Source organism: Eubacterium limosum (assembly GCF_000807675.2).
Classification (GTDB): Bacteria; Bacillota; Clostridia; order Eubacteriales; family Eubacteriaceae; genus Eubacterium; species Eubacterium limosum.
In genome coordinates this window covers 2,065,786-2,079,610 of record NZ_CP019962.1, presented here as the reverse complement: position 1 = coordinate 2,079,610, position 13,825 = coordinate 2,065,786, and the positions used below count along the sequence as shown (strand labels likewise).

The window sequence follows — 13,825 nt, the reverse complement described above, 5'->3', positions numbered from 1 at the left end:
GCTTCGGGCTTTTTATGTAAAAAAATTTTTTATAAATTTATTTTGCAACAAAAAAACTTTCTAAAAAGAGTATTCACTCTTTTTAGAAAGCCTTATGATTATATCCAAAAAATCATCTGCGCAGTGCTTTCAGGCATATGCCTTTCCCCAACACTACAGGATAATGCCGCGTACAAAACGCCGATAAACTGTCCCGTTTGCAGACATATAAAGCGAAATGCTTCAAAAGGAATTTTGACCTTCCCATTCTTTATGGATAACTCCTTAAGCGTGCTTTCCGATTCGTACTTCATACTTTTCAAGTGCCCTGAAAGCACTTTCCCAGTCTGTCTTGAAGTCTCTTTCATTTCCCGCGTCGTTAATTCCAGCCATATCCCCCGGCGGTTACGGCGTAAAAGCGCAGGCTTCTCAAATCCCCGATCGGCCATTGAACGACTTTTTCCTCGGCTGCTGGCTTTCAAAAACAAGAAGTTAACCGGATATTTTCCAATTGGGATAAATTCTTTGACATTCTGGGCAGAAACCTTTACGCCTCCCTTTTGATGATACAATAAATAGTTTTGTTTCTGTTGTATTTTTTCCTGAAGTAAAATTGTATTAAGTGTTGAAAGTGACATGTTCTCGATCATATCACGTATATTATCTTCAATTTCGCTTTCTTCTATTCCAACGCGTATTAAATAATCTCTGAGATCTTCTCGTATATTGATGTAATTTGTCAGCCATGTTTCACCCTTTTCAGTCAAACGGTACTCCTCTGTCAAATACCCATTTTGCATACATTCTTTTAAAAAGCGGCTAACAGGTCCATGTGTGACATTATTTTTCTGGGCAATTTTCACCACCGAACATTTTTCGCCACTGTCCTGCAGATGCTTAAGTTCTTCCAGATAACGAATTTGTAAAACCGTCGGATTTTTCATGCTACTGCCCCTATATCTGCCACAAATGAACAATCAATTCACGAATATCCAACGTTTTTTCGCACCAGTTTTTCTGATCTGTGATTGCAATCTTAAGCTCAGCCTCCGTTACCGGCGCTTTCCGGCAAATACGGTAAGCAAAAACATCACTTGGAATCGCATAGCCCTTTACGCCCAGAGAAGCCTCTTTCCAGGTTCCATCCTGTTCGTAAAGAAATCTTCCCGCTTCAGCCGATACCGGCATTAATGGAGAAGGTTTTAAAAACAGGGTGCTTTTCTCATCTATTTCTGCCAACACATCATGCTCGAACCAATAAAACTCTGGTGTCAGCAACCTTGGATAACGTTTGTTCTGATCATAAATGGACATAAAAAACTGATATGTTCCGTTTGCATATAAAAAACTGAGATCATTGCCATGCATCACTCGGTCATAGGTATCGCCACGCTGCATAAAAGCACAGATTCCCATAAAGACATCTTCCGTGATAACATGCTCCAGACTGCAGGCGTTTTTTTCAGCGCTTTTCTCATCAACACCACAGGCATATTTTAAAAATTCTGTCAAATAGCGATGTTTTTTTAAACACAGTTCCCCTTTAATCCGTCTAAAGGGTGTAAGTACAATGCTGCCAGATTCCTCAGTATATAAATATCCCTCGCTTTCCAGTTTTTCACTCCATCGTTTCGCGTTTGTTTTTTCTATTTTCAGTTGATCGCATATCTGCGTCAATGATGTTATCTTTTGCTTTCGCTGCAGGATACATACCGCTTCGAGAAAATCTTCCTCAGATTCTTTTTCTTTTATAAAACATCTTTTTGACAAACCATCACAAACTGTCTGCCATTGCTCAAAATTGTCATAATAGCCACTTGCTTGCATTCATACTCTCCAAAGATATATTTTTAACATAGTTATGCTCAACTAACTCAATGATACCACTTTCTGATTTTTTTACAATCCCTTATCTTAAAATGATTGATAAAAAAAGCCTTGTTTTTTAACATGTTGCTTTTAAAATATTTTTAATACAATTTTCTTGCAACGTATGATGATCCACTTCAAATAACCTGTTTTCTTTTTTTAAGCAATGTACTAAAAAAAGAACAAGCAAATTAAAATTTCAAAAATAAAAATCCTTGCTTGGCGGGCACGAAAAAAATGGTATAATACGGATCTTTTCACCATTAAAAACACGTGCTTATAAAGCACGAAACGCTTTTTGCGTTAAAAAATCAGTTGTTGACAATTCGCGAAAGATATTTTATAACTATAGAGGATATTAGTTAGGCACACCTAATTCCTATGGCCCAAATGTATTAAAAAAGTAAGGAGAAATGTGAAGTGAAATTCAAAAAACTACTACAGCATGGTATGACTACCGTTCTAACAGTGTCAATGCTTGCACCGACAGCGGTCGTTCCATTGACAACCGTGGCGGCACAAGAGTCGATCACAAATTTTATTCAGACCGTTAATGCCGAAACCTCGGCTGCGGCCGAGCATGATGATGGCAGCCCGTCTGGTTGTTATAATCCGGATTATGAAAATATACCAGAGGAAGCCAAACGTCCAACACAGGCTATTGATTTTAGTCAGTACCGTACGGATTACTATAACACCATTCTGGAAGTACCGGTCTATCTGTATAATTCGGATCAAGATAATACTTACTCAATGGGAAACCCCGCACTCACACACACCGCTTATATTGTTGTTGACAAGAATGGAGAGGCAACCGTTAAGCTCCAGTTCCATGGAATGGATTATGCTGGGCAGTATGGTCATCTGCAGCGAATGACCTATTTTAACACAACACAAGATATGTATGACTGGGCTGCCCGTAAACCAGGCTATGAAAATCTTCCGCAGCAAGTTGAAGTGGAACGCAAAAGGGGGGCAAACTACGAACAGGTTTCTTTCAAGCTTCCCTCCGGCGATCCACTGGTTGGCATCAGCCCTTATGTTGACATGATGGGGACCGTTGTCACAGCGCTGGTTGGCTTTGACTACAGTAATGTCAAAGTGCTTAATGGCAGCGTCGGAGATTTCTCCGGGACAGAAATGACTGAATGGTATATTGAACAGTTTGAAAACAATATTAACTGGGAGCATTACAGCGACTCCTATGCAGACACTTTCCAGCAAGACCTGATGGATGCAAAAAACTATATTAATTATGGCATTAATCCAGATAATTCTAACATCGAATATATCAATAAAGGTCTGAGCAGCGATTATAATCAACGCTCATACCATCTGCGCAAAAACAAAGTGATCAATAAAATGAAAGGTTATCAGGAAGAAACGCAAGGCGATTTTACCGATGAAAGCTGGGCCGCATTAACAGATTGCTATGGTTACTTCGACTTTATGAACAGCGCGGACTGTACAGATGCAGATGTCGTTGATATTGAGAATGAATGGAATGAAGCGCTCAATGGGCTGATAACCAAGGATGGCGTTGCCTCTTACTCTGAACAACTGATGAAAGTGGTCGAAGAATGTGAAGCATTGGAATCAGAAAAAGATAATTATCTGACTGGCGCCTGGAATGCATTTTCCCGTCTCGTTGCCAATGGGCGTGAGACGGCAGAAACTGGCGATGCAATTCAGTGCCGCCGTGTACTAAACGAATCCGCCACCTGGAAAGACGAGCTTTATCCTAAACGAAAAGTCGTTGAAGATGGGATCTATGAAGTAACGGTCACACCAAAACAAATGGATGAAAACAATAACCTTGTAGAGAGCACCGCTTTAAATGATCAAATTGATTTTTCTCAAAAGATGAAAGTAAAAATCTACAATGGAAAAGCAACGTTAACTCTTTCGGTTAAAGATAAAGATACATTCCCATATTTGGTCATCTCCAACGGAAATGGTCAGCATATCGGTGATAATGACAGTTACTGGGTTGAAGGCTCAAACATGAAAGAGGTCACTTTAGCAAACGGTGAAACCAAGGAAGTTCCTCTGGAAGTTGTTCTTCAACTTCCTTCCCAGCCTGAAGCGAAGGATACCACTTTTAGATATCATATGATCGATGAAAACGGAAAATCTACCGACGGCACCTACTACCAAAACACCGCTTATCTCGACGTAGATTATGAACATGCTACAAAGACCAGCGATATTCAGGTCGATAAAACCGATTTAAGAACCTTGCTGGACCGCTGCGAAGAAATCGGGAGAAATGACTATAATGGCCTGCTCAAATCCGGTTACACCGAAGAATCTGCCAGAGCAATGGTCGATGCCTACGACGCAGCCAATAAAACTTATAAAAAATCTAACTCTCAGTATGAAATTGACGCCGCACTGAATTCGATCTATGACGCTGATGACCATCTGGTTACCTACACGGATCTGTTCAAAAATCTTGCTGACGAAGCAGGCCTTATTTTAAACAATCCAATTAGCCGCGCTGAATACACCGAAGATTCTATCAATAATCTGAGCAGTGTGTACGATGAAACCTACAAAATTGTCGTATCTGACAAAGTGAGCAACCAAGAAATCAAAGCTGCTACTGAAAAATTACAATCCGCCTATGATAATCTCAAAAAAGCTGATGGCAGTGATGAAGTTCAGGTCGATAAAACTGCATTAAATGATAAATTAAATGAAGCTAAAGCGATCACAGCCGACGGATATACCGAAGCATCCTTCAAGTCTCTACAGGATGCAATCACAGCCGCACAGGCTGTTGCCGACAATAAAGACGCTACTCAGGCCGATGTCGATGCACAGGTGCTTGCCTTGGATAATGCTGTAAAGGCATTGGTTAAGGAAGACGAACAGGAAAAAACAGATAAAACAGCTCTAACCGAAAAGCTCAATGAAGCTAAAGCGATCACAGCAGAAGGTTACACAGATGAAAGCTATCAGGCGTTACAAGCTGCAATCCAGAAAGCTGAAGAAGTGTTAAACAATGATAAAGCCTCCCAGGCTGATGTTGACACACAGGTTAACGCCTTGGATGTTGCCATCGCCTCTCTGGTTGACGATGGCACGGTCTTAAGAGACGGCGTATATACCCTGCCGGTAACCTTAATGCACGCCACCACTCCCGGACAGGATTCCATGGGCAACAAAGCCATCAAGGATAACAGCGGTACCTTGTCCATTAAAGATGGTAAGGGCACCCTACAATTAGAAATGGTTCCGCTTCCAATTGCAAATCTTAATGGATATCTGTTAAGTATGGAAGTTGCAGATCCAGAAAATACAGTCATGACATCGACAAATATCCTCGACTGGAAAAATTCAAAATTCCTGGAAACAAATTATATCGAATACTATGATGTCGTCGATGATTTTAATAAACCTGAGGGTGCTGCCGACCCGAACGCTGCCGGCAAGCCTTATCCAAAAATTTTAGAACTTCAGGTCGTTCCAAATCAAACTGAAACCTGGGTTCATGTTTATGTACCGGCAATGGGAACCCTCTCTTCCGGTGACCAGGTCGCTCGGTTAACCCTGGATTATGAAAATATCGAGGTTAAATCTGAAAAAACAGACTTACAGAACAAAATTACAGAAGCAGAGACATTGCTTACTCAGACAGACAAATACACAGCTGAAAGCCTCAAAGCTCTTCAAAATGCTCTTGATTTAGCAAACGCAGTTGCCAACAATCCATCTGCCTCTCAAGATGACATTAACGCTCAGATAGAAGCCCTCCAGGCAGCTATCGACGCACTGGAAGAAATTCAAGCGCCAGTAAGTGTCGACAAGACCGCATTAAACACCAAACTGACCGAAGCAAAAGAATTGGCAGCACAGACGGATAAATACACAGAAGACAGCTTAAAAGCCTTACAAACTGCCATTGATGCCGCCCAGGCCATCATCGACAAAACCGATGCGACACAAAGCGATGTTGATACTCAGGTAACAAACCTGGATAACGCCATTAAGGCTCTGGTCGAAAAAGATCAGACACCAAATGGTGGCGAAGATAATAACAAGCCCAACACCACACCGGGCGGAAACGCTGGATCAAACAATAATTCTGGAACAAATAATAATCTCGGCAACAACACATTAAATGGAAATGCCGCATCTGGATCAAATTCGTCCCAAAAAGGTGCTAATACCAAAACTGGCATTGAAAACAATGAAACCAATCTCGGTGTCGCCGCAGCCTTCCTTGCCGCAGCGGGCGCCTTAACCGGTGGATTCATATTTAAACGCAAAAAATCTTCCAATAAGTAGTCTTAAATGGTAAAATCCACGTTTTAAAATGATTTAAAGCCAGAATGTTTAAGAACATTCTGGCTTTTTTGTTTATAAAAAACGATGTTTTTTCATCACAAAATCATTTGAAAACACACAACTTTACCTCGCTGATTTACATGAAGCTTTCTATAACCTTTTCTGCTGCCAGTAATTTTGACCAGTCCCTTTCACACTTCTCAAAGATACTCAAGTTTTCGCTCTACAGCTTTTCCATTTTAATTAAGCCCATGTTAATGCCCTGTACCACTGCGCCGGTCGCATTGTCTACATCCATTTTGATGTAAATTCGCTGGAGCAAAGCATCCACAGTCCTTCGGCTTATCCCAAGATTATCCGCAATTTCATTATGTTTCTTCCCTTTACTTAAAAGCTTTAGCAGTTCTACTTCTCGTTCTGTAAAAGGGGGTTTTTTCGGTTTTATTTTGTCACGCATTACGGATGGATTATTGATAACGTCATTAATCGTTTGATAAAGTTCTTCCGGTGGAATTCCTTTATCTATAAAAGCCTCTGCCCCTATTTCGTATGCCTGATACTTATAATCCATTAAATCAAAGCCGGTTAAAAAGATCAGGGGCATTTCAGGGTATTTCTTTTTCAAATCTTTTCCAATCTCTAAGCCATTCTCATCTTTTAAATGTATATCCAGCATTACCAACGTAATGTTTTCACATGCCAGTATCCCAAGTAAATTGCTTGAATCTTTTAATGTTATGACCTTTTCAATATTGTCATATTGCTCTAAAACAGTCTTCAATGACATTGAAAAAAGCTCGTGATCATCGACTAAAATTAATTTCATAGCTACTCCTCACTGATATACGGAATTGATATTTCAATGCCTAATCCCTGATTCTTTAAATTTTTAATCTCAAAGAAGCCATTCAGAAAAAAAACCTCTTGTTTGATGGACGCCAGGCCTAAATGGTTTTGAAGGACATCAATTAGTTGAAACGTTGTTTGGTTGATACCAACCCCATTATCCTGAACAGTGATGTCAATCATCTCTTTATCTTTTAATATTTCAACAACAATGCTCGTTGCTCCAGCGTGTTTATACACATTGATAACGAGTTCCTTAACCATTCGAAAGATCATATGTCTTTGTTTCTGGCCTAATTGTAAATTGGGTTCTACCAAAAGATCCATCTGAATGTTTTTATGGTAGAATTGATTGCTTTTTTCGACTAAATTCATGATGGCTTCTTCCAAAGTTGTCACATTCAGAAAGGCTGGATACATCTCAGTCATTCGTTTGCGCAGCGAAACATTTATTTCTTCTAACGTATCCATCATCAATCTTTTTGTCTCATCCGGGCCTTGGAGCGTACTTAGTAAATTTTTAATACCAAAAATCTTTTGCAAGATTTCATCATGCAAATAAGTCGCCAATCTTTTTTTATCTTGTTCAGCCAAGTCGGCAGTTTTAAGATAAATCAACCGCTCTTCAGCCGTGAATCCTGTTTTAACACTATTCCTTTCGTATTCAGCCATCCTCAGGCTTGTCACTAACATTTCTGACAAGATCTGTGTATATTTTTCTAAAACTTCTAACTCTTCTGAGGTAAAGAAGGAAAACGAGGCTCTTGATAAGGTAATGCTTCCAATTCGATCATTTAAATAATTTAGCGGTAACGAAATACAATTGACGTTTTTGAAAGGGAATGTCTTCAGTTCATGAACGTATCCGGCTTTCCCCTCTATATTTCCTAAAGTCAGATCTTCCAAATCACCTGAGCGCACAATGTATACTTCGTTTTTGCGGTTTTTGGCAATCGTAATTGCGCCGCCAGTAAAGGGAATACTGCTCTTCACAAGATCCAGCATTAGAATCCCAATTTTTTCCAACTGGTCATCTGCAAACAGCTGCCTGAAAATGTCCAATCGCTCTTCCTGAAAATTATTCAACACTTTTTTTAGTTTTTCTTGTCGGATTTTAACGTTGTTAGCTGCAATAGCATAGTAAATCACATATAAAATGACAAAAAAGTAATTCATGATAATCACTGACAAAACAGGTATTTCTAAAATAAAAACAGCTAATAAGTTAAGGCTCGCAATACCGACCGTCAAAATCAAAAGATTTACAGGGTATCGAAATATGCCAATTTGTTCAATGCTGAGATTCCGCTTGTTCAGGATCACGCTAAATACAATGGGCAGAATTAGTAGAAAATACAAAGTCCAATTTCCAATAGTTGGTAGATTGAAGGATGTCAGCAAAAAAGTCGGCACAAATGTAAGCAGCAGATATGGCAAAACAGAGCACAATAATCCGGCAATGATCAAGCTGACCAATCGTTTTGAAGTCTGATCCAACAAGTGTGTATATGAGTAATAAATACACAATGCAATGGCGCCGACAATATTGATAAAAAACAGGAACGCATTAAGGTGATCTGCAAACCTGCCGTAAAATATCAGGCAAGCAATTGAAAGAATCCCTTGTATGATCATTAATTTAATGACATTCTTCGACCGAATATCCTCAAAAAGACTAATATAGAACGCAACTAATAGTAATGAAAAGAAGAACATCAGAAAATATCGCAGTTCGGTAAATATCGGAGGACTAAACCAGGAAAATTCAAATATCCAGCCAAACCAAAAAAGTAACAGACCGAAAAGGTATACCGATATATTTTCATGTGTATTCAGAACACAATGAACCGCCAGGAAATTCAAAAAAAAGACAAAGTATAAATCAAAAGATATTTTGTTGAAAGAGTCTGCAATGGTAAGCTGCATTTCCGATAAAAGAAAAAGACAAAAAAGAGATATTGATAAAACAATCAATAGAAATGAACCTTTTTTAATATTGCTCATTGTATCACCTCTTTACAAAATAATCGTCAAATTCTTTTATCATTCTCTCAGATCCTGGATATAGATCTGAAAGAATTTTTAAGGCTTTCAGATAACACTTATTTGAAAGCATTCTTGAATATTCAATGGCGCCAGAGTTGAGAATGTATTTTGCGATATTCTGAGTTTCTTTTTTATCAGAGCCAATAATGTACGAAAAATAAACGTCATAAAAGGCATTGTCTGACGATATGCTCTCAAAAGCTTTTATTATCGGCAGTGTTGGTTTTCGTTCTAATACATCGCTGAAACTGCCTTTTTCGATATTATTAATATCATTTTCGATTTGACCGTAAGCCCCCCAGAAATATGAAAATTGTAATACTTCTTTTTGCGCTGTTTTCAAAATTGCTATAACCATAGCGTAAATCAGATAGACAGAGCGCTCAATGGTGTGCCGAAAATAAAACGCTTCAGATGTCGAAAAATAAAGCTGATATTTCGATTCCAGCACCTGATGCGTTAATGATGATTCAAGATTGCTCATAAAATGCCTTTTTATATTCGCTGGCAGTAATTCCAGCAGCTGCTCCAATGCATAGTTTAATAATTGGATCGTAATTCGCCGACGATCCTGAATATCATTAAAAGCCTCATTGTCACCATCCATATAGTCATCCACAAAATCCGTCGCTATAATAAATAATTCAATAAAAAAGGCGCTTTTCATCATTTGCTTTGAAGGACTTTTTCTAATTTGGACCTGCATTAACAATGACGAAAAGACGCCCCAGCTTCCTGTTTTGAGTATTTTTTTCTGAAAAATATGTTTTACATATAAATACCCTTCGAGGCCAAGCCTCTCGACTAATTCCGCCTCACTATCTTCGAGCTGCTCATTCAATGAATCTTTTGCCAATTCGACAGAAGACATCGTTTACTCCCAAAGCGGTTTTTTACTGGTCTTTTCAAAGCTCGCTTTCAGTTCCTGATAATCTTCAGCATCAAGATATCTTTCCCAATCGCTTAATACCGTCTCTCCGGCTTTAACTGACTTAATGATTTCCCACATTGTAAGATCTTGTCTTAAAGTAATATCCATGTTTTTCCTCCTTAAAATACTTTTTTATTATGTTTAAATTATAAACCTTCTTACAGATTAATTCAACTAATTTGTTGAATTTGCACAAATCACCTACGGAAATCTTTTTTATCGCTAGCGTAAAGTATCTTATAAAAATGTAAAGCTGAAAAAAATAAAGAGCCCATTGGAAATCTCCAATGGGCTGTAAGGTTTTTAACTTCTTATTTCTTATGCCTAGTTCCTTTTTTAATGAATGCTTTCGCGACCCACTTAAAACAAAACACTGCTGTTCAGGCATAAATTATTGTTATTTTTACTTTCTTACTCTAATAGCAAGGACAATCCCAGAAGCCATGACTACAAGGGCAATAACCCATATAGAGGTTTCTGAAAAAATACCTGTCGCAGGAGAGCCTGTAAGCTTATTCTCCGTTTCTATCTTTTCATTTGCATCTTTATTTGGATTATTCGTTGGATCCGCAGTCCATTTTGCATATAGGGTCATATTTCCATTGACATGATCTGCATCGAAATTCCAGGCTATCAATGTTTCTGCCTCAAGAAACCATCCGCCAAATTTATAACCGGTTCGTACAGGCTCTGCTGGCATGTTAATCGTTGCGCCGGCTGAAATATCCTTAATTGCTTCGACATTCGACCCCCCCTGCGAATCAAAGATTACGGTATAAGTTTCTGAAATCGGAATCGCGTACCATTTTGCATATAAAGTGGTATCTTCATTTACGGTATGGTTATCAAAATCCCAGGGATTTATGCATTCCGGCTCTTTGTGCCACCCATTAAACACAAATCCTTCCATCTTTGGCGCTTCAGGCTCCAGAATGTTCGATCCAGCATTAACATTCTGGATAGGATCAACAGAGGAGCCCCCCTGCGAATCAAAAGTTACTGTATATAGGGTTAGAACAGCGGGCTGCCAACCTGCATATAGAGTGATATTATTATTAACCATATCTTGGGTGAAATTCCACGGTGTCAAACATTCTGCCTCCCTATACCAGCCTTTAAATATAAAGTTTTCATAGGTTGGATTTTCTGGCTCAGTAATAGCATTCCCCGGCACAATGCCAGTGATCGGAGCCACTGGCGAGCCGCCCTGCGAATCAAAGGTCACTGTATAACTCAAAATCTTTGACCATTTGGCGTACAGCGTTATATTCTCTGTGACTGTGTCGGCCGCAAAATTCCACGGGGTTGTGGTTTCGGCCTCTTTATACCAGCCTTCAAAAAACCAGTCTTCGTAATTTGGCTCCTCTGGTTCGGTTATCAGCGCGCCGGATGCGACATTGGTCATCGGGGCCACTGCTGAGCCGCCCTGGGCGTCAAAGGTCACTGTATAGCGCGGCACCGGGGTCCATTTGGCGTACAATGTCACATTCCCGGTCACTGTGTCGGACGCAAAATCCCACGGGGTTGTGGTTTCGGCCTCTTTATACCAGCCTTCAAAGGTTTGACCTTCCCAGGTCGGCTCTTCTGGTTCGGTTATCAGCGCGCCGGATGCGACGTTAGTCATCGGGGCCACTGCTGAGCCGCCCTGGGCGTCAAAGGTCACTGTATAGCGCGGCACCGGCGTCCATTTGGCGTACAATGTCACATTCCCGGTCACTGTGTCGGACGCAAAATCCCACGGGGTTGTGGTTTCGGCCTCTTTATACCAGCCCCCAAAGATTTGACCTTCCCAGGTCGGCTCTTCTGGTTCGGTTACCAGCGCGCCGGATGCGACGTTAGTCATCGGGGCCACTGCTGAGCCGCCCTGAGAGTCAAAGGTCACTGTATATTCAACGGGTGTCCATTGCGCTTCAAAGGTTATGTTGTCACCTAATACAAAAGGCCACTCCTTCTGTATGATTCCAGTCTCCTGGTTTTTCCATCCTTCAAAAATATAATCATCTCTAACTGGATTTTCAGGTGGTGTGACGGTTCCATCTTTATAGCATACCATAAAATAATTTTCGACGGCACCCTCACTATCTTTTTCATAATATTCATCTCCCTGATAGACTATATCCGGCAAATTTTTCCATTCTCCGCCATTTGCGTTATATTTTGCCCAGGACATTTCTACGGCGCCGTTATCTTTATACCGTTCAAAGCTTCGTTGATCTTCAATCGGCAAATCTGAACTTGTATTGGTGTTATCCGCAATCCCTTCTGGTTTAATCGGTATGGTTTTTACAACTTCTTCGTCTACACCTGCCGTTATTTGAGACAAATTATCTGTCAAACGAGGCGTATCGACACCAAGAATCATTTTTGTTGTATACTTTGGCGCTGCACCTTTATCTGCATTCAAGACATTAGACGCGCCTTCTTGAAGCGTGCTGGTGCTTGAAACATCTTTGTAATTACTGGCATTGTTTATTTGCCCGGTGGCGTCATATACTTTATTTCCTAAAAATAAACAGTCCTTGTTCGTTACAGTAGCTGTTGCGAGTACTCCAGCCCCTGAAAGGCCTATCGCTCCACCTCTTTGTTCTACTGTGGTCTTTTCGTTTCCGGATTGATTTCCCACAAACGTACAGCCTGTAACCGTATTAGTCATTTTACTGGAGCCGCCATTTTTAAAAAACTGAATCGCTCCGCCGCTTCGATTACCTCCGTTTAATCCATAGGCTCTATTATTAAAAAACGTAGAATTCGTAATTGTCGTTGTCAAACCTGGGTTGCCTGTCCCCTGGACAAGCAGGGCTCCACCGTCATCATAGGCCAGATTGCTATCAAAAGTAGATTGATCGACTGTAAAGGTTGCGCCGTCCCGTCCATCAAAGATATAAATGGCGCCTCCGTCATAAGTACTTGCTGCTGACGCTTCGGTACCATTGGTTTTATTCCCTTGAAAATAGGATTCATCAATCGCTATATTTCCACGAAGATAGTGAAAGGACATGGCTCCGCCACCGCCGCCGGTAACGCCCGAATTCGCACAGTTATTAACATTATTCCTAAAAACGGTATTGTTTATGCGGAGATTACCGCTGTAAAATTTTCCGGCAATCGCACCGCATTCATACCCAGCTCCATTGCCAGTATTATTTTCGATCGTTGCATTGTTTATTTCAATTGGCGTAGTGTTATTTCCACTTATATTAATCGCAGCACCAATATTATTCGATTCATTATTATAAATCTTAGTATATGAAATAACCGTTTTTGCATTTCCCGTTGCAGCAATGCCGATCGCTCCTGTTGACGCATTGAAAATTTCTGTATGATCAATTAGCAGGGTTCCATTTCCCGTTTTATTCGTTAAACAGGTACCTGCAATGTTACTCCCATCAAACTTAAAATCCTTTATCGTTAAACTTCCGTTACCATTCCCGGAAACAGTAAAAGTACTCATACTCCAGATTAATCCTCTGCCGTCAATAACCACATTTTTATCAGGCATATTAATGGCAGCATCGGAAAACACAAAGTCATCGGAAAGTACAATCGTTTGGTTATCCTCCGCTTGATCAACAGCCTGCTGCAAAGCACTCACTGTAGATACTGAAACATTGTCTTCTGCTAAAACAGTTATAGGTGCTATTATACTTATAAATAACAGGCCTATGGCAGACAATACTGTGATCATTGTCCTTGCTTTCAGGGATTTGCTTCTCATTTCTTTCTCCTTTACCATCTATAAAATTATTCTTATGTCATAATTATAATGATTTAGGAATCCTAAAAATAGAAGCGTTATGATTATTCACGCCAACAACGTGACACAAAAGTGACAGGGAAAATAATCGGCCACCTTACTCCTAG

8 protein-coding genes are annotated in these 13,825 nt (G+C 40.0%); 1 reads left to right on the top strand and 7 read right to left on the bottom strand.

Annotated features, from left to right (window positions below; genetic code table 11):
- Positions 1–98: 98 nt before the first annotated feature.
- Positions 99–923: a hypothetical protein gene (locus tag B2M23_RS09615; RefSeq protein ID WP_038352701.1), complete on the bottom strand. Its 825-nt coding sequence runs from the start codon at positions 921–923 to the stop codon at positions 99–101.
- A gap of 10 nt (positions 924–933) precedes the next feature.
- Positions 934–1,806, bottom strand: a complete 873-nt coding sequence (locus B2M23_RS09610) for a metal-dependent transcriptional regulator (protein WP_052237295.1) — start codon at positions 1,804–1,806, stop codon at positions 934–936.
- Positions 1,807–2,268: 462 nt separating this feature from the next.
- Here B2M23_RS09610 and B2M23_RS09605 point away from each other — a divergent pair, with 462 nt between their 5' ends.
- Positions 2,269–6,141: an NEAT domain-containing protein gene (locus B2M23_RS09605; protein WP_081571169.1), complete on the top strand. Its 3,873-nt coding sequence runs from the start codon at positions 2,269–2,271 to the stop codon at positions 6,139–6,141.
- 223 nt (positions 6,142–6,364) lie between these two features.
- Here B2M23_RS09605 and B2M23_RS09600 read toward each other — a convergent pair whose 3' ends face one another.
- From B2M23_RS09600 to B2M23_RS09585, 5 genes are all read right to left on the bottom strand, one after another.
- Positions 6,365–6,967, bottom strand: a complete 603-nt coding sequence (locus B2M23_RS09600; protein WP_038352703.1) for a response regulator transcription factor — start codon at positions 6,965–6,967, stop codon at positions 6,365–6,367.
- Between the two features lie 2 nt (positions 6,968–6,969).
- On the bottom strand, positions 6,970–8,991 hold the full coding sequence (locus B2M23_RS09595) for a sensor histidine kinase (RefSeq protein ID WP_038352704.1): 2,022 nt from the start codon (positions 8,989–8,991) through the stop codon (positions 6,970–6,972).
- A 4-nt stretch (positions 8,992–8,995) separates the two neighbouring features.
- Positions 8,996–9,904 (bottom strand): class 1 isoprenoid biosynthesis enzyme, encoded by a 909-nt coding sequence (locus B2M23_RS09590; protein WP_038352705.1) that lies wholly within the window; start codon positions 9,902–9,904, stop codon positions 8,996–8,998.
- Between the two features lie 3 nt (positions 9,905–9,907).
- Entirely contained in the window at positions 9,908–10,072 is a 165-nt protein-coding gene (locus B2M23_RS21160) for a hypothetical protein (RefSeq protein ID WP_167617843.1), read from the bottom strand.
- 295 nt (positions 10,073–10,367) lie between these two features.
- Positions 10,368–13,679, bottom strand: a complete 3,312-nt coding sequence (locus B2M23_RS09585; protein WP_167617841.1) for an InlB B-repeat-containing protein — start codon at positions 13,677–13,679, stop codon at positions 10,368–10,370.
- Between the last annotated feature and the right edge of the window lie 146 nt (positions 13,680–13,825).